At 66.0% G+C, this 24,813-nt stretch carries 18 protein-coding genes and 1 pseudogene; 9 read left to right on the top strand and 10 right to left on the bottom strand.

The window, feature by feature from the left end; all coding sequences use genetic code 11:
• Both thiD and lplT read right to left on the bottom strand, forming a co-directional pair.
• Nucleotides 1-807: a bifunctional hydroxymethylpyrimidine kinase/phosphomethylpyrimidine kinase gene (thiD, locus tag OKW40_RS08045; protein WP_187610460.1), complete on the bottom strand. Its 807-nt coding sequence runs from the start codon at nucleotides 805-807 to the stop codon at nucleotides 1-3.
• Nucleotides 808-868: 61 nt separating this feature from the next.
• Nucleotides 869-2,176 carry a lysophospholipid transporter LplT gene (gene lplT, locus OKW40_RS08040; RefSeq protein ID WP_187610461.1) on the bottom strand — a complete coding sequence of 436 codons (1,308 nt, stop codon included), beginning with the start codon at nucleotides 2,174-2,176 and terminating at the stop codon, nucleotides 869-871.
• Between the two features lie 218 nt (nucleotides 2,177-2,394).
• Here lplT and alr point away from each other — a divergent pair, with 218 nt between their 5' ends.
• The 3 genes from alr to OKW40_RS08025 all read left to right on the top strand — a co-directional run bounded on the left by alr (nucleotide 2,395) and on the right by OKW40_RS08025 (nucleotide 5,277).
• Nucleotides 2,395-3,465 carry an alanine racemase gene (gene alr, locus OKW40_RS08035; protein ID WP_429489120.1) on the top strand — a complete coding sequence of 357 codons (1,071 nt, stop codon included), beginning with the start codon at nucleotides 2,395-2,397 and terminating at the stop codon, nucleotides 3,463-3,465.
• 3 nt (nucleotides 3,466-3,468) lie between these two features.
• Complete coding sequence (gene radA, locus OKW40_RS08030; protein ID WP_429489118.1) at nucleotides 3,469-4,845, top strand: DNA repair protein RadA; 1,377 nt, start codon at nucleotides 3,469-3,471, stop codon at nucleotides 4,843-4,845.
• Nucleotides 4,846-4,998: 153 nt separating this feature from the next.
• A complete protein-coding gene (locus OKW40_RS08025; RefSeq protein WP_429489116.1) occupies nucleotides 4,999-5,277 on the top strand; it encodes a DUF2866 domain-containing protein in 279 nt (92 codons plus the stop codon).
• A gap of 70 nt (nucleotides 5,278-5,347) precedes the next feature.
• Here OKW40_RS08025 and OKW40_RS08020 read toward each other — a convergent pair whose 3' ends face one another.
• Together OKW40_RS08020 and OKW40_RS08015 are read right to left on the bottom strand one after the other, a co-directional pair.
• Nucleotides 5,348-6,403 (bottom strand): CaiB/BaiF CoA transferase family protein, encoded by a 1,056-nt coding sequence (locus OKW40_RS08020; protein WP_429489114.1) that lies wholly within the window; start codon nucleotides 6,401-6,403, stop codon nucleotides 5,348-5,350.
• Between the two features lie 108 nt (nucleotides 6,404-6,511).
• Nucleotides 6,512-8,467 carry an ATP-binding cassette domain-containing protein gene (locus OKW40_RS08015; protein WP_429489112.1) on the bottom strand — a complete coding sequence of 652 codons (1,956 nt, stop codon included), beginning with the start codon at nucleotides 8,465-8,467 and terminating at the stop codon, nucleotides 6,512-6,514.
• A 166-nt stretch (nucleotides 8,468-8,633) separates the two neighbouring features.
• Here OKW40_RS08015 and OKW40_RS08010 point away from each other — a divergent pair, with 166 nt between their 5' ends.
• Nucleotides 8,634-9,113: a glutathione peroxidase gene (locus OKW40_RS08010; protein WP_090800611.1), complete on the top strand. Its 480-nt coding sequence runs from the start codon at nucleotides 8,634-8,636 to the stop codon at nucleotides 9,111-9,113.
• Nucleotides 9,114-9,123: 10 nt separating this feature from the next.
• On the opposite strand, the gene cls is transcribed toward OKW40_RS08010, so the two are convergent.
• The 6 genes from cls to dapC all read right to left on the bottom strand — a co-directional run bounded on the left by cls (nucleotide 9,124) and on the right by dapC (nucleotide 15,480).
• Nucleotides 9,124-10,611 (bottom strand): cardiolipin synthase, encoded by a 1,488-nt coding sequence (gene cls / locus OKW40_RS08005; RefSeq protein ID WP_429489110.1) that lies wholly within the window; start codon nucleotides 10,609-10,611, stop codon nucleotides 9,124-9,126.
• Nucleotides 10,612-10,812: 201 nt separating this feature from the next.
• Nucleotides 10,813-11,697 (bottom strand): 50S ribosomal protein L3 N(5)-glutamine methyltransferase, encoded by an 885-nt coding sequence (gene prmB / locus OKW40_RS08000; protein WP_090800608.1) that lies wholly within the window; start codon nucleotides 11,695-11,697, stop codon nucleotides 10,813-10,815.
• A 14-nt stretch (nucleotides 11,698-11,711) separates the two neighbouring features.
• The gene (gene dapE / locus OKW40_RS07995) at nucleotides 11,712-12,851 is read right to left on the bottom strand and encodes a succinyl-diaminopimelate desuccinylase (RefSeq protein WP_429489108.1); all 1,140 of its coding nucleotides are present in this window, start codon (nucleotides 12,849-12,851) and stop codon (nucleotides 11,712-11,714) included.
• Nucleotides 12,852-12,993: 142 nt separating this feature from the next.
• The gene (locus OKW40_RS07990; RefSeq protein WP_090800605.1) at nucleotides 12,994-13,359 is read right to left on the bottom strand and encodes an ArsC family reductase; all 366 of its coding nucleotides are present in this window, start codon (nucleotides 13,357-13,359) and stop codon (nucleotides 12,994-12,996) included.
• On the bottom strand, nucleotides 13,359-14,186 hold the full coding sequence (gene dapD / locus OKW40_RS07985; RefSeq protein ID WP_090800603.1) for a 2,3,4,5-tetrahydropyridine-2,6-dicarboxylate N-succinyltransferase: 828 nt from the start codon (nucleotides 14,184-14,186) through the stop codon (nucleotides 13,359-13,361). The genes OKW40_RS07990 and dapD overlap by 1 nt, the downstream gene beginning before the upstream one ends.
• A 73-nt stretch (nucleotides 14,187-14,259) precedes the next feature.
• Nucleotides 14,260-15,480: a succinyldiaminopimelate transaminase gene (dapC, locus tag OKW40_RS07980; protein ID WP_429405560.1), complete on the bottom strand. Its 1,221-nt coding sequence runs from the start codon at nucleotides 15,478-15,480 to the stop codon at nucleotides 14,260-14,262.
• Nucleotides 15,481-15,784: 304 nt separating this feature from the next.
• Between dapC and OKW40_RS07975 the strand changes: the two genes are divergently transcribed.
• The 5 genes and pseudogenes from OKW40_RS07975 (at nucleotide 15,785) to def (ending at nucleotide 24,743) form a co-directional block, all read left to right on the top strand.
• Nucleotides 15,785-16,846, top strand: a complete 1,062-nt coding sequence (locus tag OKW40_RS07975; protein ID WP_187610468.1) for a DMT family transporter — start codon at nucleotides 15,785-15,787, stop codon at nucleotides 16,844-16,846.
• Nucleotides 16,847-17,030: 184 nt separating this feature from the next.
• The gene (gene smc, locus OKW40_RS07970) at nucleotides 17,031-20,549 is read left to right on the top strand and encodes a chromosome segregation protein SMC (protein WP_429489106.1); all 3,519 of its coding nucleotides are present in this window, start codon (nucleotides 17,031-17,033) and stop codon (nucleotides 20,547-20,549) included.
• A gap of 113 nt (nucleotides 20,550-20,662) precedes the next feature.
• Nucleotides 20,663-21,979, top strand: coding sequence for a cell division protein ZipA C-terminal FtsZ-binding domain-containing protein (locus OKW40_RS07965; RefSeq protein WP_429489104.1), 1,317 nt, complete (start codon nucleotides 20,663-20,665; stop codon nucleotides 21,977-21,979).
• Nucleotides 21,980-22,145: 166 nt separating this feature from the next.
• Nucleotides 22,146-24,210: pseudogene (gene ligA / locus OKW40_RS07960) on the top strand (NAD-dependent DNA ligase LigA).
• The gene (gene def / locus OKW40_RS07955; RefSeq protein ID WP_090800596.1) at nucleotides 24,210-24,743 is read left to right on the top strand and encodes a peptide deformylase; all 534 of its coding nucleotides are present in this window, start codon (nucleotides 24,210-24,212) and stop codon (nucleotides 24,741-24,743) included. The pseudogene ligA and the gene def overlap by 1 nt, the downstream one beginning before the upstream one ends.
• Nucleotides 24,744-24,813 lie beyond the last annotated feature (70 nt).

Genomic DNA, 24,813 nt, shown 5'->3' with positions numbered 1-24,813 from the left:
TCACCACCACCGATGAAAGTGATGCACCGGCCCCACGCCGTGGCCGACGTCGAGCCGCTCGCTCGCCTGCAACGCACCCGTCAGATAAACCTTCGCATCGGCGACGGCGCTAGCGAGATCGTCGCGCTGCGCAATCAAGGCCGCGATCGCCGACGACAACGTGCAGCCCGTTCCGTGCGTGTTCTTCACCGGCACGCGCGGACCGCCGAGACGCAGCGTGCCGCTTTCCTGCACGAGCCAGTCGGGGCTATCGGTCGCGCTCAGATGGCCGCCCTTCATCAGCACCGCGCGCGCGCCGAGCGCGCGCAACGCTTCGCCTTGCTCGACCATGCCGGCTTCGTCGGCGGCGGGTTGCATGCCCAGCAATGCGGCCGCTTCCGGCAGATTCGGCGTCAGCAGATCGGCGAGCGGCAGCAGTTCGTCGCGTACCACCGCGACCGCATCGGGTAGTAATAGCGCGTGATTGCTCTTCGAGATCATCACCGTGTCGAGCACGATGTGTTTGGGCTGATGACGGCGCAGCGCGTCGGCGACCGCACGCGCGATCGGCGCATTCGCGAGCATGCCGATCTTCACCGCGTCGATGCGGATGTCGTCGAACACCGCGTCGAGCTGCGCGGTGACGAAGCCCGGGTCCGGCGCGTGAATCGCGGTCACGCCGCGCGTGTTCTGCGCGGTCAGCGCGGTGATCACGCTCGCGCCATAGGCGCCGAGCGCGGAGAAGGTCTTCAGATCGGCCTGGATGCCGGCGCCGCCGCCGGAGTCGGAACCGGCGATCGTCAGCACATTGGGAATCGATTGAGTCATGGTCGAGCGAGGAAGAAGGGGGGCGCGCTCGTGTGTGCCGCGGCCGGCCCGGCGCAGCCGATCAGTGCTTGGCTTCGCCGATCAGCGCGACCGAATCGAAGGCGCGCTGGTTCGCCTGATGGCGTCGCATCACGAGCCACATCATCAGGCAGACGAAGGTGCCGAACAGCACGATCACGATGGTGACCGGCACGTCGAGCCACACGAGCACCGCGTACAGGCACAGCATCACGAGCACGGACAGATTCTCGTTGAAGTTCTGCACGGCGATCGAATGGCCCGCCGACAGCAGCACGTGCCCGCGATGCTGCAGCAGCGCATTCATCGGCACGACGAAAAAGCCCGACAGGCCGCCCACGAACATCAGGAAGATATACGCGAAAATCAGATAGCCCGACACGTGCATGCGGCCAAAATACACGCCCCAGTGCGGGGGAAACAGATCGCGCGTGTAGAACGCCATCAGCATCACGGAGATACCCATCATGATGCCGACCGGCAAGACCGACAGCGACTTCTTCAACGGCACACGCGAAGCCGCGAAAATCGCGCCGAACGCGACGCCAACCGCGACCACCGCCTGCAGGATCGCCGCCTCGGACAGCGACATGCCCAGCGACACTTCGGCCCACTTCAGCACGATGAATTGCAGCGTCGCGCCCGCACCCCAGAACAGCGTCGTCACGGCGAGCGAAATCTGTCCGAGCTTGTCACGCCACAGCACGAGAAAGCAGTCGGCGAAATCGGTGATCAGGCGGATCGGCCCGTGCTCCTGTCGAGGATAGCGCGCGCCGGTGTCGGGAATGCGCAGATTGAACAGCGCGGCGATCACGTAAATGGCCATGATCACGAGCATCGCGGCTTCCGCGGGCGTGTTCACGGTGGGGACGTGCCATTTGAGAATCGGCGCGGCGATATGCGGGCTGATCAGCGCGCCGCCGAGCACCGTGCCGAGAATGATCGAGCCGACCGTGGTGCCTTCGATCCAGCCGTTCGCGGCAACGAGCCGGTCAGGCGGCAACAGTTCGGTGAGAATGCCGTATTTGGCGGGCGAGTAGGCCGCCGCGCCGAAGCCGACGATGCCGTACGCAATCAGCGGATGCGCGCCGACCAGCATCGTTATGCAGCCAACCACCTTGATCGTATTGGTGATGAACATCACGCGTCCTTTCGGACGGGAGTCGGCGAATGCGCCCACGAAGGCGGCAAGAACGACGTACGACAGCACAAAAAACAGCTTGAGCAGCGGCGTCATCCAGTTCGGAGCGTGAAGATCTTTCAGCAGAGCGATAGCAGCGATCAGAAGCGCATTGTCGGCCAGCGACGAAAAAAACTGCGCGGCCATGATGGTGTAAAAACCTTTTTTCATCTGATGCGATGCTGTCCTCGCTGCGGTCTGTCCGCCCCGGCCGTTTGTCATGTGTCCGGGCTTATGCCGATCGAAATGGGTTGTGCGCACGGCTTTATATCATGAAAATAGCCGAATTCGGACTAGCAGAATCCTTGATCGCACCGCCCAGCGGGCCGCCGAGCGCTGAAAACGCCCTGTAAGCCGCTGATTCGCAAGTGTCTTTACGAAAAAATCCCATGCCGCGCCCCCTTTCCGCCACGATTCATACCGCTGCTCTCGCCAATAACCTCGCTGTCGCGCGGCGCTATGCGCCGAAATCGAAAATCTGGGCCGTCGTCAAGGCTAATGCCTACGGGCATGGCCTCGCGCGCGTGTTTCCCGGTTTGCGCGCTACGGACGGCTTTGGGCTGCTGGACCTCGAAGAAGCGGTGAAGTTGCGTGAATTGGGCTGGGCGGGCCCAATTCTTCTGCTGGAAGGCTTTTTTCGGCCGACCGACATCGATGTAATCGACCGCTACAGTTTGACCACGGCGCTGCATTCGGACGAGCAACTGCGCATGCTCGAAATGGCGCGTCTGTCGAAACCGGTCAATATTCAGTTGAAGATGAACACCGGCATGAATCGGCTCGGCTACACGGTCGAAAAATTCCGTGCCGCGTGGGAACGTGCGCGCGCCTGTCAGGGCGTCGGCCAGATCACGTTGATGACGCATTTTTCCGATGCCGATGCCGAGCGCGGCATCGCGCATCAGATGGAGGCGTTCGAGCGCGGCGCGCAGGGCATCGCCGGTGCGCGCAGTCTGTCGAATTCGGCCGCGACGCTGTGGCATCCGGAAGCGCATTTCGACTGGGTGCGTCCGGGCATCATCCTGTACGGCGCGTCGCCGTCCGGCGTGACGGCCGCGATCGACGGCACGGGCCTGCAGCCCGCGATGACGCTCGCGTCGGAACTGATCGCCGTGCAGACGCTCGGCGAAGGCAGCTCGGTCGGCTATGGGTCGAGGTTCACTGCGCGCGCTCCGATGCGCATCGGCGTGGTCGCGTGCGGTTACGCGGACGGCTATCCGCGCGTCGCGCCGGAAGGCACGCCGGTGATCGTCGATGGCGTGCGCACACGGATCGTTGGACGTGTGTCGATGGACATGCTGACCGTCGACCTGACCCCGGTGCCGACCGCCAACGTCGGCTCGCGCGTGGAATTGTGGGGCACCGCGCTGCCCATCGACGACGTCGCGCAGGCCTGCGGCACGATCGGCTACGAGCTGATGTGCGCGGTCGCGCCGCGTGTGCCGGTTCGGGCGGAGTAACGCGTGGCGAAAGCGAAGACGTTGTACATCTGCGGGGAATGCGGCGGACAGTCGCCGAAGTGGTCCGGTCAATGCCCGTCCTGCCAGACGTGGAACACGCTCGTCGAATCGGTCGCGGAGGCGCCGTCCGGTCACCGTTTCCAGTCGCTCGCGAAGAGCACGCCGGTACGGCGCCTCGCCGACATCGACGCGTCGGACGTGCCGCGCTTTTCCACCGGCGTCAGCGAATTCGACCGCGTGCTCGGCGGCGGCCTCGTGCCGGGCGGCGTGGTGTTGATCGGCGGCGATCCGGGCATCGGTAAATCGACGCTGTTGTTGCAATCGCTCGCGGAAATCGCGGCGGACAAACGCGCGCTCTATATCAGCGGCGAAGAATCTGGCGCGCAGATCGCGTTGCGCGCGCAACGGCTGGCGTTGCTCGAACCCGGCTCGAAGGCAAGCGAGTTGCAATTGCTCGCGGAAATCCAGCTCGAAAAAATTCAGGCGGCGATCACGGAGCAACGGCCTGAAGTCGCCGTGATCGATTCGATCCAGACCGTCTATTCGGATGCTTTGACATCGGCGCCGGGCTCGGTCGCGCAGGTGCGCGAGTGCGCGGCGCAACTCACGCGCATCGCCAAGCAGTCGGGCACGACGATCATCATGGTCGGGCACGTGACGAAAGAGGGCGCGCTCGCGGGACCGCGCGTGCTCGAACATATCGTCGATACGGTGCTGTATTTCGAGGGGGATACGCACTCGTCGTACCGTCTCGTGCGCGCGATCAAGAACCGTTTCGGCGCGGTCAATGAACTCGGCGTGTTCGCGATGACCGAGCGTGGTTTGCGCGGCGTCGCGAATCCGTCGGCATTGTTTTTATCGCAGCACGAGCAGTCGGTGCCGGGCTCATGTGTGCTCGTCACGCAGGAAGGCACGCGGCCGTTGCTGGTCGAAGTGCAGGCGCTCGTCGATGCGGCCAACGCGCCGAATCCGCGACGCCTTGCGGTCGGCCTCGAACAGAACCGGCTCGCGATGCTGCTCGCGGTGCTGCATCGGCACGCGGGCATCGCCTGTTTCGATCAGGACGTGTTCCTGAACGCGGTGGGCGGGGTGAAGATCTCCGAGCCCGCCGCCGACCTCGCGGTATTGCTCGCGATCCATTCGTCGATGCGCAACAAGCCGCTGCCGAAGGGGCTCGTCGTATTCGGCGAAGTGGGCCTCGCCGGCGAAATCCGGCCGTCGCCGCGCGGTCAGGAGCGCCTGAAGGAAGCAGCCAAGCTCGGCTTCTCGGTGGCGGTGATTCCGAAGGCCAATGCGCCGAAACAGCCGATCGAAGGCTTACAGGTCGTTGCGGTCGAACGGATCGAACAGGCCATCGACCGCGTCCGCACGCTCGAATAGACGGGGGCCGGGACGGCTCGCCGGTACTTTGTACGCTTGCGGTACCGTAATGCCCGGTAAATATCTTCATATTGGCTGTAACCTGGTCGCCATACCTTTTTTCTAAGCTGTAATGATATGCATCCCGTCTGATGCTCGAAAAAGGATCGCGCCTTGAAACAGTCTCGTGAAACCGCTGCCCACCATCACATCCAGGTGCGCGGCTGCCGGGTCTCCGCACCGATTCATCAGCCGTGGGGCGGCGCTTGCCGGATCGTCGAGTGGATCGACACCGCGGGTCAGATCTCGCGGCGGGTGGTGGCCGAAGACGTAACGGCCGCCGAAGTGCGTGCCACGATCAGCCGCCATGTGGAAGGCCGCAAGCACCTGCTGTACGACGACGAAAAGTCGCCGCGGCAAACGCTGCCGAGGCAGACGCCGACGCGGCGTTGACGGCGGCGGGTTTTTCGATTGACCGGGCCTTGATCTTCATTGCGCCCGCGTCGCGGCTGCGCCACGCGCATTAGGCCCCGTCGTCGTGTGAGTCGGCGGCGCTCGCGGCTACCGCCGCATACGCGTGCGGATTGAACAGCGGATGCTGCGCCGCTTCAGCGGGCGTCAGCACCGGCGACACGCAGCAATCGAGCGATTCCAGCGATTCCACCCATTCGCCGAGCGTGCGCGTCGCAATCAGATTGGCGACTTCCTGAATGAGTGCCACGGCATCGGGACCGCCGATCGCCTGACCCAGGCTCCAGTGACGCGTCGCCCATTCCGGCCGATCGAGCGCCATGCACAGCGTTTCCCAGAACTTCAATTCGAGCGCGCCGACCGCGAGCCAGCGTTCATCGCTGGTGCGGTAGAGGTTGTAGCAGGGCACGCCGCCGTTCAACAGACCACTGCCCGCGGCGGGCGCCGCACCTTCGTTGACGAGCGACACCTGCGCGACGAAGTTGTGCGCATGGCTCGTGTGCGTCATCGATACATCGACGAAGCGGCCCGCGCCGCCTCGCGCGACATGCCAGAGCGCCGCGAGAATCTGCGTGACCGCGCTCAATGCGCCGCCGAGCAGATCGGCGATCTGGAAGTTCGGCAGGATCGGCGCACCGTCGCGGTTCGCCAGTTGATCGAGCACGCCTGCATAGCCGAGGTAATTCAGATCGTGGCCGGCATGGTCCGCGAACGGACCGCTCGCGCCATATCCGCTGATCGCGCAATAGACGAGCCGCGCATTGGCTGCGCTGAGCGTCGCGTAGCCGAGGCCGAGCCGCTCCATCACGCCGGGCCGGAAGCTCTCGATCAGCACGTCGGCTTCAGCCGCGAGTGCGCGCAGCACCTGGCGTCCTGCTTCGGACTTGAGGTCGAGGCGCGTCTCGCGCTTGCCGCGATTGACCATCCGGTAAAACGCGCCGGGTCGGCCCGCGACACGGTCGCTCGACGACTGCATCATCGTGCGAGTCGGGTCGCCCGCGCCGGGCGCCTCGATCTTCAGCACATCGGCGCCGAGCTCGGCGAGGCGCAGCGCGGCCACCGGACCCGGCAGCAGACGCGTGAGGTCGAGCACGCGCAGTCCTTGCAACGGCGGCGCATCGGCTGCCGATGCAGCTACGGATTCTGGGGCCGATAACCCGGACGATGAATTCGCAAATGACAAAGCCAAGCTCCCGTGGATGCCGGCGCGGTGCCGCTAGCCGATCTGTTCGAGTTCCTCGTGCGTCCCGAGCCATTCGGCTTCGAGCGTGTCGAGGCGCGCGTTCACGTCTGCCTGACGGCGGATCGCCTCCGTCAGCTTGCTCTTCTGCTCCGGTTCGTAACTCGCGGGATCGGCGACGAATGTATCGAGCGTCGCTTTCTCCGCGTTGAGTGCGTCCATTTCCCTTTCGATCTTCGCGATGCGGCTTTGCAGCGGCTTCTTCAGATGCGCGAGCTTCTGCCGCGTTTCCGCTTCGAGGCGGCGCTGTTCCTTGCGATTGACGTTGCTGTCGCCACTTGCCGCGCCGTTGGACGCTGCGTCCGACGCACCGGAAGCATTGGCCTTCAGCGCGGCGCGCTGCTCGGCCGCATGCTGCAGCAGCCAGTCGCGGTAGTCGTCGAGATCGCCGTCGAATTCCTGCAGACGATGCTTCGCGACCAGCATGAACTGATCGGTCGTCGCGCGCAGCAGATGCCGGTCGTGCGAGACCAGGATCAGCGTGCCTTCGAATTGCGCGAGCGCCATCGTCAGCGCGTGGCGCGTTTCGAGGTCGAGGTGGTTGGTCGGCTCGTCGAGCAGCAGCAGGTTCGGCTTTTGCCAGATAATCAGCGCGAGCGCGAGGCGTGCCTTCTCGCCGCCCGAGAACGGCGCGATCTTCGCGGTCGCCATGTCGCCGGAAAAGTTGAAGCTGCCGAGGAAGTCGCGCAGCTCCTGCTCGCGCGTATCGGGCGCGAGACGCGCGAGGTGCTGCAACGGGGTGTCGTCCGGACGCAGCGTTTCGAGCTGATGCTGCGCGAAGTAGCCGATGCGCAAACCCTTGCCTTCGCGTACGTGGCCGCTCAACGGTTCGAGCGTGCCCGCGAGCGTCTTGATCAGCGTCGACTTGCCCTGGCCGTTCGCGCCGAGCAGGCCGATGCGCTGACCATTCTGGATCGACAGCATCACGCGCTCGACGATCGGAATCTCGCTGCCGTCTTCGGCATGGTAGCCGCAGCGCACGTCTTCCATCACCATCATCGGATTCGGCGCGGAGTCAGGGGTGCGGAACTCGAACGTGAACGGCGACCCGACGTGCGCGGGCGCGATCAGCTCCATCTTCTCGAGCGCCTTCACCCGGCTTTGCGCCTGACGCGCCTTGGTGGCCTGCGCCTTGAAGCGGTTGATGTAGCTCTGCAGATGCGCGACCGTGCGCTGCTGCTTTTCGTACGCGCTCTGTTGCAGCGCGATCTGCTGCGCGCGCAGCACTTCGAATTGCGAGTAGTTGCCGCCGTAGCGTTTGATCTGCTGGTTCTCGAGATGCAGCGTGACGTTGCAGACGGAATCGAGAAACTCGCGGTCGTGCGAGATCACGATCAGCGTGCCCGCATAGCGATTCAGCCAATCTTCCAGCCAGACGATCGCGTCGAGGTCGAGGTGGTTGGTCGGTTCGTCGAGCAGCAGCAGATCGGAGCGGCACATCAGCGCCTGCGCCAGATTCAGGCGCATGCGCCAGCCGCCCGAGAAGCTGCTGACCGGCTCGCGGGTCTGGTCGAGCGTGAAGCCGAGGCCGAGCAGCAACGCTTCGGCGCGAGCCGGCGCGGTGTAGCCGTCGGCGTCGGCGAACGCGGCGTGCGCTTCGGCTTCTGCCGCCCCGTCGTGCGCCGCGGAGGCCGAAGCGATGCGCGCTTCGATGTCGCGCAGCGCGGCGTCGCCGTCTAGCGTGTAGGCGAGGGCGGTTTTGTCGACGGCGGGCGTTTCCTGCGCGACGTGCGCGATGCGCCAGGTCGGCGGGATCGAGAAATCGCCGCCGTCCGCATGCAGCTCGCCGAGCAGCACGGCGAACAGCGTCGACTTGCCCGCGCCGTTCGCTCCGACGAGGCCGGCTTTTTCACCGGGGTTCAAGGTGAACGTGGTGTTGTCGAAAAGCGGCTTGGTGCCGCGCGCGAGGCTGAACTGATTGAAGCGGATCACGACGTGGCCGGCTGAAGAAAACCGCTATTTTAGACTGCCCGGCGCGTTGCCGGGCGCGCAGCGCCGATTGCCGGTCTGTCACTTCGCGCGCAGCGCTCATCGGCCATCCGGCCGACTGTATCGGCAGCGCTTTTGGCATAGACTGACGGCTTTCACGGGAGGGCACATGACATCGATCTTTTCGTTTTCGGCACGCACGCTCGGCGGCGAGGAAGCGAGTCTCGCGCAGTACGAAGGCAAGGTGATGCTGATCGTCAATACCGCGAGCGAATGCGGGTTCACGCCGCAATACGCGGGCTTGCAGAAACTGTATGACGCGTACGCGGCGCGCGGGCTCGCGGTGCTCGGTTTTCCGTGCAACCAGTTCGGCAAGCAGGAGCCGGGCGACGCCGCGCAGATCGGCAGCTTCTGCGAGAAGAACTACGGCGTGACGTTTCCGATGTTCGACAAGATCGACGTGAACGGCCCGAACGCGCACCCGCTGTTCCGCTATCTGACGATCGAGGCGCCGGGACTGCTCGGTCTCGAGGCGATCAAGTGGAATTTCACGAAGTTTCTGATCGGCCGCGACGGCAACGTCGTCAAGCGCTATGCGCCGCTGACCAAGCCCGAGGCGATCACCGGGGATATCGAAGCGCTGCTGTAAGCGGGCACGCCTACAGGATCGGCGAAAAGAGCCGCGCGACGTGCATCAGCATGCGTCGCAGCGCGTTCGACTTGCGGTACTCGTCGCGGTCGATTTCGCGCGACTCGGCAAAGTCGTCGAGCAGCATCGTCTCGACTTCGAGCGCGAAGCCGCGGTCGACGGTCAGCACCATGATCTCGAAGTTCAGGCGAAACGAACGGTTGTCGAGATTGGCGCTGCCGATCGCGGCCGCGCTGCTGTCGATCAGCACGACCTTCTGATGCAGGAAGCCCGGCTGATAGCGGAAGATGCGAATGCCCGCGCGCAGCGAGTCGTACGCATAGAGCTTCGACGCCGCGAACACCACGAGGTGATCGCGCCGGCTCGGAATCAGGATGCGCACGTCGACGCCGCGCAGCGCAGCGAGGCGCAACGCAGCGAATACGGCTTCGTCGGGGACGAGGTAGGGCGTCGTGATCCAGATGCGTTCACGTGCCGCGTTGATTGCTTCGACGAAAAACAGCGAGCAGGTCTCCTGCTTGTCGGCCGGGCCGCTCGGCAGCACGAGGCAGTGCATGTTGTTCGCGGCGCGCTCGTTGGCGCCGTGGTCGCCGGGCTGGTCGAAGGATGGGGGCACGGAATCCGCGGCCGGCGCGTCGAACTTGGGCAACTGCTGCGTGGCCCAGTACCAGTCCTCGATGAAGACGAACTGGATGCTTGCGACCGCCGGACCACGCACTTCGATGTGCGTATCGCGCCACGGCGACAGCGGCGGCTTCGCGCCCAGATATTCGACCCCGACGTTATGACCGCCGACAAACGCGCGCTCGCCGTCGACCGCCACGATCTTGCGGTGATTGCGGAAATTCAGTTGCAGACGGTTGACGAAGAGGCGGTTCGTGGCGAACGGCTGCATCTCGATGCCGGCGGCGCGCAGCGCCGCGACGTAGCGGTGCGGCAGATCGAAGCTGCCGATACTGTCATACAGGAAGTAGACCCGCACGCCCTGTTTGGCTTTGGCGATCAGCGCGTCCTTCAGCATGTCGCCGAGCGCGTCGTCGCGCACGATGAAGAATTGCACGATCACATAGCGGCGCGCGTTCTCGATCGCCTCGAAGATCGCCTCGAAAGTCGCCGTGCCGTTGACCAGCGTGCGCACGGTATTGCCGGGCAGGAACGGCATGCCGCCGAGGCGCGTCAGCGACTGCACGAGCCGCGAGCCGAGCTGCTGCGTCGGCACCCCGGCCGACGACGCCTGCGTGTCCCACTCCAGCGGATGCGCGCGCGTGCGCAGCAGCTCGTTCTCGACGCGGCGCGCGTCCGCGTAGCCGGCGAACTTGCTGCGGCCAAGGAACAGGTAGGGTATGAGCGTCAGATAAGGCATCGCGACCAGCGACACGGCCCACGCGATCGCCCCTTGCGAGGTGCGGGTATGGAGAATCGCGTGAGCGGCTGCGATGATGCCGAGAATGTGGGCAACAGCAACCAGCGTGCCGACGTGAAGCAGGTCGAATGACATAAGCTCGCGAACAGTTGGCGAAGCGCCGTGGTTCAGGAAACGGAGGCGGGCACGGGCTCGCTCCGTGGTCTGCGGCGAACGCGTCGGGCAACGGGCTCAGGCTGCGGTTGCGGGCAAGGCCACGCGCTGTCGCGGCGATTGCTCGTGCCCCTGCCTGAGAAACGCGCTTGAAACGACGATCAAACGCTCAGCATGCCGGACTCAGACCGGCAAGTCGCTGGCCTGGATCAGAAACACGTTGTCGTCGCCGGCGCTGGTCGACAGCCACACGAGGTCGAGACCGCCGAACGCGGCCTCGACGTGCTCGCGTTCGTTGCCGATCTCGATGACGAGCACGCCGTCTTCGGTCAGCCAGTTGCGCGCGTCGGCAATGATCCGTCGCACGATGTCCATGCCGTCGGCGCCACCGGCGAGCGCCATCTCCGGCTCGTGCTTGTATTCGGCCGGCAGCTCCTGCATCGACGTGGCGTTCACGTACGGCGGATTGCTGATGATCACATCGTAGCGGCGCTCGGCGAGCGGCGCATACAGATCGCCTTCGAACAGCGCGATGCGCTCGTCGAGGTGGTAGTCCAGCACATTGCGCGTCGCGACTTCGAGCGCGGGCGCGGACAGATCGACCGCGTCGACGTCGGCGTTCGGGAACGCGTGCGCGGCGAGGATCGCGAGGCACCCGGAGCCGGTGCACAGTTCGAGCACCGCGCCGACCTGCTCGGGGTCCTCGACGTACGGCTGCAGGCCGTCCTGCAGCAGCTCGCCGATGAACGAGCGCGGCACGATCACGCGCTCGTCGACGTAAAAGCGATAGCCGTGCATCCACGCTTCCTGCGTGATGTACGCGGCCGGCACGCGTTCGGCTGCGCGTCGCTCGATCACTTTCAGCACCGCCTCGATTTCGGCCGTGGTCAGGCGCGCGTCGAGAAACGGTTCGAGCAGGTCGAGCGGCAAATGCAGCGTGTGCAGGATCAGATAGGCGGCTTCGTCGTAGGCATTGGCCGAGCCGTGGCCGAACGACAGTTTGGCCTCGCTAAAACGCGACACTGCATAACGCAGCAGGTCGCGGACGGTGCAAAAAGGAAGCGTCATCGCAAAGTTCCAGGTTACGCGATCAGTTGTTCGAGCACGCGGCGATACACGTTCTTCAGCGGCTCGATATGGGCGACTTCGATATGTTCGTCGATCTTGTGGATGCTCGCGTTCAGCGGACCGAACTCGATCACCTGCTTGCAGATGCGCGCGATGAAGCGGCCGTCCGACGTGCCGCCGGTGGTCGACAGTTCGGTGTCCACGCCGGTTTCGTCCTTGATCGCCTGCGCGAGCGCGCTCGACAGCTCGCCGCTCGGGGTGAGAAATGGCAGGCCGCTCACGGTCCATTGCAGTTCGTATTCGAGGCCGTGTTTGTCGAGAATCGCATGCACGCGCTTTTGCAGTCCTTCGACGGTGCTCGCGGTCGAGAAGCGGAAGTTGAACATCACGTCCGCGTGGCCGGGGATCACGTTGGTCGCGCCGGCGCCGCTGTGGAGGTTCGACACCTGCCAGGTGGTCGGCGGGAAATATTCGTTGCCTTCGTCCCAGCGCTCGGCGACGAGTTCGGCGAGCGCTGGCGCCAGCAGGTGCACCGGATTCTTCGCCAGATGCGGGTAGGCGATATGGCCCTGCACGCCCTTGACGATCAGCTTGCCCGACATCGAGCCGCGCCGGCCGTTCTTGACCATGTCGCCGAAACGCTCGCTCGAGGTCGGCTCGCCGACGATGCAGTAGTCCATGCGCTCACCGCGCTGCTGCAATGCTTCGACGACCTTGACGGTGCCGTCGGTGGCGGGGCCTTCCTCGTCGCTCGTGATCAGGAACGCGATCGAGCCGCGGTGCGCGGGGTGCGCGGCGACGAACTCCTCGCTCGCGACGACGAAGCCGGCGATCGACGCCTTCATGTCCGCCGCGCCGCGGCCGTACAGCTTGCCGTCGCGCTGGGTCGGCTCGAACGGCGCCGAGCGCCACTGTTCGAGCGGGCCGGTCGGTACCACGTCGGTGTGGCCGGCGAACGCGAGCAGCTTGCCTTGCGTGCCGTCGACGCCGCGTTTGACGGCCCACAGGTTGGTCACGCCGTTGGATTCGATCGTCTCGTGCTCGAAGCCGAGCGCGGCGAGGCGCTCGATCAGGAGACGCTGGCAATGCTGATCGTCGGGCGTGACGGACGCGCGCGCGATCAGTTGTTCGGTAAGGGCGAGGGTGCCGGACATGGATTCAGTACAAGCCACTTTTGAAATGAAAAAATGCCGGCTCGCGGTGAGGCACCGCAGCCGGCAACAGCCTTTGAACGACGCGGCGCGAGGCAGCGCGTTCGACTACCTCGTGCTCGAGCCTGGCGCTTCAGCGCCGCGCTCAGACAAACAGCGCCGCGTACTCGTCAGCCGAAAAGCCGAGCGACTTCACCCGCCCGTTCACGACCAGCACCGGCCGCTTGATCACCGACGGCTTGTGGATCATCAGCGCGATCGCGCCCGGCTGCGTTTCCGCGGCCGCCTTCATGTCGTCGGACAGAGCGCGCCACGTCGTGCCGCGGCGGTTCAGCAGCGCCTCGAGCTTGACGTCCTTGAGCCAGTCCTGCACGAGCGGCTCGGTCACGCCGGCCTTCTTGAAGTCGTGGAACTCGAACTCGACGCCGTGCTCTTCGAGCCACACACGGGCCTTCTTCACGGTGTCGCAGTTCGGAATGCCGTAGACGACGGTTTTGGTGCCGCGCGCCATCAATCGCCTCGCAGCAACTCGTTCAGGCCGACCTTCGCGCGCGTCTTCGCGTCGACCTTCTTGACGATGACCGCGCAGTACAGGCTGTGCGTGCCGTCCTTCGACGGCAGGTTGCCCGCTACCACGACCGATCCCGCCGGAATGCGGCCGTACGTGACTGCGCCGGTTTCGCGGTCGTAAATTTTGGTGCTCTGGCCGAGGTACACGCCCATCGAGATCACCGAGTTTTCCTCGACGATCACGCCTTCGACGACTTCCGAGCGCGCGCCGATGAAGCAGTTGTCTTCGATGATGACCGGGTTGGCCTGCAGCGGCTCCAGCACGCCGCCGATGCCGACGCCGCCCGACAGGTGCACGTTCTTGCCGATCTGCGCGCACGAGCCGACGGTGGCCCACGTGTCGACCATCGTGCCTTCGTCGACGTACGCGCCGATGTTGGTGTACGACGGCATCAGCACGACGTTCTTCGCGATGAACGAGCCGCGGCGCGCGATCGCGGGCGGCACCACGCGGAAGCCGCCGGCGGCGAAGTCTTCAGCGGTGTAGTTCGCGAACTTCGACGGCACCTTGTCGTAGAACTGGCTGTAGCCGCCGGCCGGCATCGGCGCGTTGTCTTCCAGACGGAACGATAGCAGCACGGCCTTCTTCAGCCACTGGTTGACGACCCAGTCGCCGTCCTTCTTTTCGGCGACGCGCAGCGCGCCCTTATCGAGTTGCTCGATCGCATGGGCGACGGCTTCGCGCACTTCTGCCGGCGCGGCTTTCGGCGACAGTTCGGCGCGGTTGTCCCAGGCGGTATCGATGATGCTCTGAAGTTGTTGCGACATATGCGTGATTATCTGAAGGGTTGAAGTCTGAAGAAGGGGATGCCGTGTAGCTCGAGCGAGGCTCAGGCTGCACTCAGTTGACACTGAGCGAGCGGCAGAATTCGACGATCCGCTGCGCGCCCGCCGTGCATTCGTCGACGTCGGCGACGAGCGCGAGGCGCACGAAATTGCGGCCGGGGTTCACGCCGTGCGCGGTGCGCGCGAGGAACGAGCCCGGCAGAACCGTCACATTATAGTCGGCGTAGAGGCGCTGGGCGAACTCGGTGTCCGTGAGGCCGGTGCGCTCGACGTTGGCCCACAGGTAGAACGCGGCGTCGGGCAGGCGCACGTCGAGCACGTCGGCGAGCATCGGCGTGACGGTCGTGAACTTCTGCAGGTACTTCGCGCGGTTCTCGCGCACGTGTGTCTCGTCGCTCCATGCGACCACGCTCGCGCTCTGGAACACGGTCGACAGCGCCGTGCCGTGGTACGTGCGGTACAGCAGGAACGCCTTGAGAATCGCGGCGTCGCCGGCGACGAAGCCCGAGCGCATGCCCGGCACGTTCGAGCGCTTCGACAGACTCGACAGCATCACGAGGCGCTCGAAGCCGCGTCCGAGCTTGTGCGCGGCTTCCAGTCCGCCGAGCGGCGGCTTCGACTCGTCGAAATAGATTTCCGAGTAGCACTCGTCCGACGCGATCACGAAGCCGTAGCGGTCCGACAGCGCGAACAGCTCGCGCCAGTCGTCGAGCGTGAGCACGGCGCCGGTCGGGTTGCCCGGCGAGCAGACGTACAGCAGTTGCGTGCGGGCCCACACGTCGGCGGGCACCGCCGAGTAGTCGCACGCGAAGTTGCGCGCCGGGTCGCTGTTGACGAAGTACGGCTGCGCGCCGCCGAGCAGCGCCGCGCCTTCGTAGATTTGGTAGAACGGATTCGGACAGAGTACGATCGCAGGCTCGCCGTCAGCATCGCGGCGCGGATTGAGCACCGTCTGCGCGAGCGCGAACAGCGCCTCGCGCGAGCCCGCCACCGGCAGCACCTCGGTCAGCGGATCGAGCGGCGGCAGGTCGTAGCGTTGCGCGACCCATTTCGCGATCGACTCGCGCAGCGGCGCCGAGCCGAGCGTGGCCGGGTACGCGGCGAGGCCGCCGAGCGAATCGATGACGGCGTCGCGGATCAGCGGCGGGGTTGGATGTTTCGGCTCGCCGATGCCGAAGCTGATGTGCGCAAGGCCGGCCGGCGGCGTGACGTCCTTGAAAAGCAGGCGCAGCTTTTCGAACGGATAGGGCTGAAGGGAGTCGAGTAGCGGATTCACGGACGAAATGGCCTGATCGGGATGGACGCGGACGAATGGCGGGACAACCGGGCACGCGCGCCGGCGGGCGGCGGCGAACGGACGATTATAGCGTGGCGCGCCCGCGGACCAGGCGGGAGCCGGGCGCGCGGCGCGGGAGCAATCCGCGAGGCGGCACACCGGGGCGCCGCGGCGGGAACGGCGCGAAATCCGCCACGGTTCGCGTAAAAGAATACGCAGGAGCAGCAATGTACGCAGCAGTTCAGGAGACGGCCGGCTGGACCCTCATACGACCCCCCCACGACGTCCGTCGGAGTCCCGCCCCATGACCAACTGGCTTCGCAACGGCTGGCCGACGCTCGCGATCATGCTGGGCGCGTCGGTCTGGGGGATGGTCTGGTATCCGCTGCGGATGCTGGCCGCGCTCGGGGTGACCGGCACCGCCGCGAGCGCGCTCACGAGCGGCACCGGCTGCCTGTTCGTGCTGCTCGTGCGGAATGGCGCGCTGAAGACCGTGCGGTGGCACTGGCTGCTGCCGGCGCTCGCGCTCGCCGCGGGCGTCACGAATCTCGGCTTCGTGTGGGGCGCGATCCACGGTCAGGTGATGCGCGTGCTGCTGCTGTTTTATCTGACGCCCGCGTGGACCGCGCTGTTCGCGCATTTCATCCTGCACGAGCGGCTCACGTGGTCGGGCGCGGCGCTGGCCGCGCTGTCGCTCGCGGGCGCGATGACGATGCTATGGTCGCCGCGTCTCGGCATTCCGGTACCCGGCAATCCCGCCGAATGGGCCGGGCTCGCCGGCGGCATGGGCTTCGCGATGAGCAACGTGCTGATCCTGAAGACGAGCCGCGTGCTGCCGGACATGAAGCCCGAAATGCGCACCGCGGTGATCTTCGGCGGCGCGGCGCTGTTCGGCGCGCTCGCGTCGCTGTTCGAGCCGATGCCCGCGCCGCCCGTCGGCGCGCAGCTGGGCACGGCGGCGCTGCTGGTGCTCGGTCTCGGTCTGCTGCTCGCGTCGAACAACATGCTCGTGCAATACGGGCTCTCGCGCGTGCGGGCCAATCGCGCGTCGATCATCATGCTGTTCGAACTCGTCGTGACGGCGCTGTCGGCGTGGCTGTTCGCCGGCGAAGTACCGGGCCCGCGCGAATGGGCCGGCGGCGCGTGCATCGTGCTCGCGTCGGCCTTGTCGAGCTGGGTGCATCGGACGAAATTGGCGCCGCCCGATCCCGCCATCGGGGACACGGAGGGGCCCGGCGGCGACGATGGACGCGGTGGTCAATGCGGTAGCAAACGCGGCGACCAACGCGGTGACGAACACGGCCCTGACGGCGACAGTGACGACCGCCGAAAGGGCGGTAAGAATCGTCCACGCGCGATGGTATGATTCCCCCTCATTAGCCGGCGCAAGCGTACCTGCGTGTGCCTCAGATATGCATGAGCGCATGCAGCCGGCAACCAAATTGCGAAGGCTCGCGAGGTTGCGCGGGGCCGTCCCGCTGCGGCGGTGAACGACTGGCGCAACCTCGCGAGCCACCTATCACTCTCTCTTTTCAAACAGCGAAATCGCCGTGCGGCTCACCTCGATCAAACTCGCTGGTTTCAAATCCTTCGTCGATCCCACGCATTTCCAGGTCCCAGGCCAGTTGGTTGGCGTGGTCGGTCCGAACGGGTGCGGCAAATCCAACATCATCGACGCCGTGCGCTGGGTGCTCGGCGAATCGCGCGCCTCCGAATTGCGCGGCGAGTCGATGCAGGACGTGATCTTCAACGGCTCGACCGCCCGCAAGCCCGGCAGCCGCGCGAGCGTTGAACTCGTGTTCGACAACGCGGACGGCCGCGCCGCCGGCCAGTGGGGCCAGTATGCGGAGATCGCCGTGAAGCGCGTGCTGACGCGCGACGGCACGTCGAGCTACTACATCAACAATCTGCCGGCGCGGCGCCGCGACATCCAGGACATCTTCCTCGGCACCGGCCTCGGGCCGCGTGCGTACGCGATCATCGGGCAGGGCATGATCGCGCGGCTGATCGAGGCGAAGCCCGAAGAGCTGCGCGTGTTCCTCGAAGAAGCCGCCGGCGTGTCGAAGTACAAGGAGCGCCGCCGCGAGACCGAGAACCGTCTGCACGACACGCGCGAGAACCTGACGCGCGTCGAGGACATCGTCCGCGAGCTCGGCACGAATCTCGAGAAGCTCGAGGGGCAGGCGGTCGTCGCGACCCGTTATCGCGAGCTGCAAAGCGACGGCGAGGAAAAGCAGCGTCTGCTGTGGTTGCTGCGCAAGAACGAGGCGGCCGGCGAGCAGCAGCGCCAGCAACGCGCGATCGAGCAGGCGCAGATCGACCTCGAGTCGCAAACCGCGAAGCTGCGCGAAGTCGAGGCGGAACTCGAAACGCTGCGCGTCGCGCACTATTCGGCGAGCGACGCGATGCAAGGCGCGCAGGGCGCGCTGTACGAGGCGAACGCGGAAGTGAGCCGGCTGGAAGCCGAGATCCGCTTCATCGTCGAATCGCGCAACCGCGTGCAGGCGCAGATCGCCGCGCTGACCGCGCAGCGCGAGCAGTGGCAATCGCAGGCCGACAAGGCGCAGGACGATATCGCCGACGCTGAAGAGCAACTGGCCGTCGCTGAAGAAAAAGCCGTGCTCGCCGAAGAGGACGCCGCCGCGAAGCACGATGCGCTACCCGCCCTCGAAGCGCGCTGGCGCGACGCTCAGGCGGAGCTGAACACCGAGCGCGGCGGCATCGCGCAGACCGAGCAGGCGCTGAAGCTCGAAGCCGCGCATCAGCGCAATGCCGATCAGCAGTTGCAGCAGCTGCAGCAGCGCCATGAGCGGCTGAAATCGGAAGAGGGTGGCCTCGACGCGCCCGACGAGGCGCAGCTCGAAGAATTGCGCATGCAGCTCGCCGAGCACGAGGAAATCCTTCACGACGCGCAGAGCCGCCTCGCCGACGCGCAGGAAACACTGCCGCGGCTTGACGGTGAACGCCGCGCCGCGCAGGAGCGCGTGCAGGCCGAAAGCGCGCAGATCCATCAGCTCGACGCGCGCCTCGCCGCGCTCAGGCAGTTGCAGGAAAACGTGCAGACCGAAGGCAAGATCCAGCCGTGGCTCGACAAGCACGAGCTGGGCAGCCTGCCGCGTCTGTGGAAGAAACTGCATGTCGAGGCCGGTTGGGAAACCGCGCTCGAAGCGGTGCTGCGCGAGCGCCTCGCCGCGCTCGAAGTGTCGAATCTCGACTGGGTCAAGGCGTTCGCAACCGACGCGCCACCGGCCAAGCTCGCGTTCTACGCGCCGCCCGCGGCTGGTCAGCCTGCCGCGGCGGCGGGCGCGCTGCGCTCGCTGCTGTCGCTCGTGCGCATCGAGGACGCGGGCATTCGCGCGGTGCTGACCGACTGGCTCGGCCTCGCGTTCGTCGCCGACGATCTGCAGCAGGCGCTTTCGATGCGCGCGCAGCTGCCCGAGGGCGGCGCGTTCGTCGTCAAGGCGGGGCATGTGGTCACGCGCGTCGGCGTACAGCTGTATGCGGCCGATTCCGAACAGGCCGGCATGCTCGCGCGTCAGCAGGAAATCGAAAACCTCGGCCGCCAGGTGCGCGCACAGGCATTGCTCGCCGACGAGGCGAAGGCCGCCGCGATCCGCGCCGAAGCCGCGCACACGCAAGCCGCGCAGGCGCTCGCCGAGCTGCGCCAGCAGGCCGAACGCGCGACGCAGCGGGTGCACGCGTTGCAGATGGACGTGCTGAGGCTCACCCAGGCACACGAACGCTACACGCAGCGCAGCACGCAGATTCGCGAGGAACTCGAAGAAATCGCCGCGCAGATCCACGAGCAGCGGGCGCTGCGCGCCGAGTCGGAAGCGAACTTCGAGCGTCACGACGGCGAGCTCGCCGAACTGCAGGCGCGCTTCGAAGACCACCAGCTCGCGTTCGAAGCACTCGACGAAGAACTGACGACCGCCCGCGGCGAAGCACGCGAGCTCGACCGCGCCGCTACCGACGCGCGCTTCGCCGCGCGCAACATGGCGAACCGCATCGACGAATTGAAGCGCAGCATCCAGGTCGCGCACGAGCAGAGTGAGCGCGTCGCGGGCGCGCTCGAAGACGCGCGCGCCGAACTGGAAACGATCAACGAGCAGACCGCGCACACCGGGCTGCAGGACGCGCTCGACATCCGCGCCGTGAAAGAAGAGGCGCTGCGCGCCGCGCGCGTCGAGCTCGACGACCTGACCGCGAAGCTGCGCTCGGCCGACGAAACGCGCCTCACCGCCGAGCGCGCCCTGCAGCCGCTGCGCGACCGCATCAATGAATTGCAGTTGAAGGAGCAGGCCGCGCGCATCAGCGGCGAGCAGTTCGTCGAGCAGCTGGCCGCGGCCGGTGTCGATGAAGCCGAACTGCAAGCCAAGCTGACGGCGGACATGAAGCCGTCGTACCTGCAGGGCGAAGTCACGCGCATCAACAACGCGATCACCGCGCTCGGGCCGGTCAACATGGCCGCGCTCGACGAGCTGAAGGCCGCGACCGAGCGCAAAAGCTTCCTCGATTCGCAGTCGGCCGACCTGACGAGCGCGATCGAAACGCTCGAAGACGCAATCCGCAAGATCGACGCCGAAACGCGCACGCTGCTGCAAAGTACGTTCGACGAAGTGAACCGTCATTTCGGCGAGCTGTTCCCGCGTCTCTTTGGCGGCGGCCAGGCGAAGCTGATCATGACCGGCGACGAAATTCTCGACGCCGGCGTGCAGGTGATGGCGCAACCGCCGGGCAAGAAGAATTCGACGATTCACCTGCTGTCGGGCGGCGAGAAAGCGCTGACCGCGACCGCGCTCGTGTTCGCGATGTTCCAGCTGAATCCGGCGCCGTTCTGTCTGCTCGACGAAGTGGACGCGCCGCTCGACGACGCCAACACCGAGCGTTTCGCGAATCTGGTACGGGCGATGTCCGACAAAACCCAGTTCCTGTTCATTTCGCACAACAAGATCGCGATGGAGATGGCGCAGCAGCTGATCGGCGTGACGATGCAGGAGCAGGGCGTCTCGCGGATCGTCGCGGTCGACATGGAAACGGCGACGGGTTTCGCCCAGAATATCGTTTGAGTTAACGCCTTCGCGGGCATCCGCATCCAGCGCAGCGGCCTCGATGAGCGCCGCGCGGTACGTGGAGCGGACGACAGGCCCGCGCGGATAGAAGAATTGCTGATGGAGCATGCATGGACGAGTTGACACTCGGTTTGATCGGCGCGGGTGCCGTGGTGGTGGGGGGCGTGGTCGTGTACAACGCGTGGCAGGGCGCGAAGGTGCGCCGCAAGATGCCGCGGCCGATGCCGGCCGACACCGCCGAGAGCTTTGCGCGGGACGAGCATGAGGAGCAGAGCCCGTTCATCGAGCCGGCCCGGCCGACCACGCGGCGCGAGCCGAGCGTGAGCGCCGAGGCGGCCGCGGACCGGACCGCGGCGCGCGTCGAGCCGACGTTCGGCGCGGGCGCCGCACCGCTCGATACACCGGCCGATATCCAGGCCGAGATGACGTCGCCGAACGGTTATCCAGCGGCGGACGCCGATACCGTGGGCGAAGGCGAACCTGCGGCGGCGCCGGGCGCGCACGCGAAGCGGCCCACGGCCGAAGCGCCCGCGGCCCAGCCCGCGTCCGCCGGGCACGAGCGGGTCGAACCGATCCTGCCGGCCGCCACGACGATTTCGTCGGCGCCGCCCGCGATCGTCGATCGACGCATCGACTGTATCGTGCCGATCCGGCTGAACGGCCCCGTGGCCGGCGACAAGGTGCTTCCGCTCGCGCAGCGCTTGCGTCGGGCGGGCAGCAAGCCCGTGCACATCGAAGGCAAACCCGAAGGCGGCGACTCGTGGGAGCTGCTGCAGAACGGCACGCGCTATGAAGAGCTGCGCGCGGCCGCGCAGCTCGCGAACCGTAGCGGCGCGCTGAACGAGCTCGAATTTTCCGAGTTCGTGACCGGCGTACAGCAGTTCGCCGATGCGCTCGACGCGGCGCCGGAATTCCCCGACATGCTCGAAACCGTCGCGATGGCGCGCGAGCTCGACGGCTTTGCCGCCCAGTGCGACGCGCAGTTGTCGATCAACGTGCTGTCGGACGGCGCGCCGTGGTCGGCCAACTACGTGCAGGCGGTCGCGTCGCAGGACGGTCTGCTGCTGTCGCGCGACGGCACCCGCTTCGTCAAGCTCGACTCGCGGCAAAGCCCGGTGTTCATGCTGCAGTTCGGCGACACCAACTTCCTGCGCGACGACCTCACGTACAAAGGCGGCGAGATGATCACGCTGGTGCTCGACGTGCCGGTCGCCGACGAAGACATCCTGCCGTTCCGGCTGATGTGCGATTACGCGAAGTCGCTGGCCGAGCGCATCGGCGGACGCGTGGTCGACGACGGTCGCCGGCCGCTGCCGGAAAGCGCGCTGCTCGCGATCGAAAAACAGTTGATGACGCTGTACGCGAAGCTCGAACAGGCGGGTATTCCGGCGGGTTCGCCGGCCACGCGGCGCCTGTTCAGCCAGTAGGCCTTTTGCAGCGTTCTACGCGTTTTGACGACGGCCGCACGATGTGCGGCCGTCGTCGTTTCCGGCTTGCGTCGCAGCGCGGCCCGCCCCGATTCAGCGATGTAAAGGGGCACGCTTCCTGCGATAATCCGATGTCCGACTTTCTTCTCGTGAAGCTTCCGACAGCATGGCCCGATCCTCCGTCCCTCCTTCCGCAACCAGCGCTCCGGCCGAGCGGGCCGTGTGGTTGCGCGCGGAACTCGAACGCGCGAACTACGCGTATTACGTGCTCGATCAACCGGACCTGCCGGACGCCGAGTACGACAAGCTGTTCAAGGAGCTGGAGCGCATCGAGGCCGAGCATCCCGATCTGATCGTGCCGGATTCGCCGACGCAGCGCGTCGGCGGCGAGGCCGCGAGCGGTTTCGAGCCGGTCGTGCACGATCTGCCGATGCTGTCGTTGAACAACGGTTTCGCCGACGAAGACATCGTCGCGTTCGACAAGCGCATCGGCGACGCGCTCGGCAACAACGCGAGCGAGCCGCCGGCTCCCGTCGACTACGCGGCCGAGCTGAAATTCGACGGCCTCGCGATCTCGCTGCGCTACGCCGACGGCGTGTTCGTGCAGGCCTCCACGCGCGGTGACGGCACGACCGGCGAGAACGTCACCGAAAACGTCCGCACGATCCGCTCGATTCCGTTGAAGCTGAAGGGTAAGCGCGTGCCGCGCGTGCTCGACGTGCGCGGCGAAGTGCTGATGTTCAAGCGCGATTTCGAGCGCCTGAACGAACGCCAGCGCACCGCCGAACAACGCGAATTCGCAAACCCGCGCAATGCGGCGGCGGGCAGCTTGCGGCAGCTCGATTCGAAGATCACCGCGCAGCGGCCGCTGTCGTTTTTCGCGTATGGCATCGGAGTGCTCGAAGGCATCGAGATGCCGGCCACCCATAGCGAACTGCTCGACTGGTACAAGGAGATGGGCTTGCCGGTCAATGGCGAGCGCGCGGTCGTGCAGGGCGCCGAAGGCCTGCTCGGCTTCTTCCACGCGGTCGGCGAGAAGCGCGACAGGCTCCCCTACGACATCGACGGCGTGGTCTACAAGGTCAACCGGCGCGACGAGCAGGATGCGCTCGGTTTCGTGTCGCGCGCGCCGCGCTTCGCGCTCGCGCACAAATTCCCCGCGCAGGAAGCGCTGACGAAGCTCGTCGCGATCGACGTGCAGGTCGGCCGCACCGGCGCGATCACGCCGGTCGCGCGGCTGGAACCGGTGTTCGTCGGCGGCGCGACGGTCACGAATGCGACCTTGCACAACGAGGATGAAGTGCGCCGCAAGGACATCCGCATCGGCGACACGGTGATCGTGCGGCGCGCCGGCGACGTGATTCCGGAGGTGGTCAGCTCGCTGCTCGAGCGTCGTCCGGCCGACGCGCGCGAGTTCGTGATGCCGACGCAGTGCCCGGTGTGCGGTTCGGCGATCGAGCGGCTGCCCGACGAGGCGATCGCGCGCTGCACGGGCGGGCTCTTCTGTCCGGCGCAGCGCAAGCAGGCGTTGTGGCACTTCGCGCAGCGGCGCGCGCTCGATATCGACGGCCTCGGCGAGAAGATCATCGATCAACTGGTCGAACAGAACCTGGTGCGCACGCCGGCCGATCTGTTCAATCTCGGCTTCACGCACGCTCGCGGAACTCGACCGCTTCGCCGAAAAGTCCGCGCAGAACCTGCTCGACTCGCTCGACAAGGCCAGGCACACGTCGCTCGCGCGCTTTATCTACGCGTTGGGCATTCGCCATGTCGGCGAATCGACCGCGAAGGATCTCGCGAAGCACTTCGGCTCGCTCGATCCGATCATGGATGCGTCGCTGGAGGAACTGCTCGAAGTCAACGACGTGGGGCCGGTCGTCGCCGAATCGATCCACCAGTTCTTCGCCGAGGACCACAACCGCACGGTGATCGAACAGCTGCGCGCGCCGGGCAAGGTCACGTGGCCCGAGGGGCCACCAGCGCCGAAGGCGCCGCAGGGCGTGCTGGCCGGGCAGACGGTCGTGCTGACCGGAACGCTGCCAAACCTGTCGCGCGAGGACGCGAAGGATATGCTCGAGGCGGCCGGCGCGAAGGTGGCGGGGTCGGTATCGAAGAAAACCAGTTACGTGGTGGCGGGGGCCGACGCGGGCAGCAAACTTTCGAAGGCCGAGGAACTCGGCATCCCCGTACTCGACGAAGATGGTATGCGCAAGCTCCTGGAGGGGCACTGATGATTCACGACATTCTGAAGATGGGCGATCCGCGCCTGCTGCGAATCGCCGAGCCGGTCGATCACTTCGACACGCCCGAGCTGCACCGGCTCGTGGAAGACATGTTCGAGACCATGCACGCGGCGAACGGCGCGGGTCTCGCCGCGCCGCAGATCGGCGTCGATCTGCAGGTGGTGATCTTCGGCTTCGGTTCGAACGAGCGCTATCCGGACGCGCCGCCGGTGCCCGAAACGGTGCTGATCAACCCGACCGTCACGCCGGTCTCGCAGGACATGGAAGAAAGCTGGGAAGGTTGCCTGTCGGTGCCGGGGCTGCGCGGCGTGGTGAGCCGGTTTTCGATGATCCGTTATCACGGCTTCGATCAGTTCGGCAATCCGATCGACCGGGTCGCCGAGGGTTTTCACGCGCGGGTTGTGCAGCACGAATGCGATCATCTGATCGGCAAGCTGTATCCGATGCGGATTACCGATTTCTCGAAGTTCGGCTTTACGGAGGTCCTGTTCCCGGATCTCGATACGAATAGCGACGACTGACACGGCTGCCGCCAACAAAAAACCCACGCCAAAGTGCGTGGGTTTTTTGTTGTGCCGATGCGCCCTCTCT

The organism is Paraburkholderia sp. RAU6.4a, assembly GCF_050435625.1.
GTDB lineage: Bacteria > Pseudomonadota > Gammaproteobacteria > Burkholderiales > Burkholderiaceae > Paraburkholderia > Paraburkholderia tuberum.
This window is presented reverse-complemented; position numbering and strand designations above follow the sequence as displayed.

What these genes read in the sequence shown, in the direction of transcription:
- alr (WP_429489120.1), top strand. Translation starts at nt 2,395, where the DNA reads ATGCCGCGCCCCCTTTCCGCCACGATTCATACCGCTGCTCTCGCCAAT.
- lplT (WP_187610461.1), bottom strand. Translation starts at nt 2,176, where the DNA reads ATGAAAAAAGGTTTTTACACCATCATGGCCGCGCAGTTTTTTTCGTCG.
- prmB (WP_090800608.1), bottom strand. Translation starts at nt 11,697, where the DNA reads ATGACGCTTCCTTTTTGCACCGTCCGCGACCTGCTGCGTTATGCAGTG.
- OKW40_RS07975 (WP_187610468.1), top strand. Translation starts at nt 15,785, where the DNA reads ATGACCAACTGGCTTCGCAACGGCTGGCCGACGCTCGCGATCATGCTG.
- cls (WP_429489110.1), bottom strand. Translation starts at nt 10,611, where the DNA reads ATGTCATTCGACCTGCTTCACGTCGGCACGCTGGTTGCTGTTGCCCAC.
- OKW40_RS08010 (WP_090800611.1), top strand. Translation starts at nt 8,634, where the DNA reads ATGACATCGATCTTTTCGTTTTCGGCACGCACGCTCGGCGGCGAGGAA.
- OKW40_RS07990 (WP_090800605.1), bottom strand. Translation starts at nt 13,359, where the DNA reads ATGGCGCGCGGCACCAAAACCGTCGTCTACGGCATTCCGAACTGCGAC.
- def (WP_090800596.1), top strand. Translation starts at nt 24,210, where the DNA reads ATGATTCACGACATTCTGAAGATGGGCGATCCGCGCCTGCTGCGAATC.
- dapE (WP_429489108.1), bottom strand. Translation starts at nt 12,851, where the DNA reads ATGTCCGGCACCCTCGCCCTTACCGAACAACTGATCGCGCGCGCGTCC.
- thiD (WP_187610460.1), bottom strand. Translation starts at nt 807, where the DNA reads ATGACTCAATCGATTCCCAATGTGCTGACGATCGCCGGTTCCGACTCC.
- OKW40_RS07965 (WP_429489104.1), top strand. Translation starts at nt 20,663, where the DNA reads ATGGACGAGTTGACACTCGGTTTGATCGGCGCGGGTGCCGTGGTGGTG.
- dapD (WP_090800603.1), bottom strand. Translation starts at nt 14,186, where the DNA reads ATGTCGCAACAACTTCAGAGCATCATCGATACCGCCTGGGACAACCGC.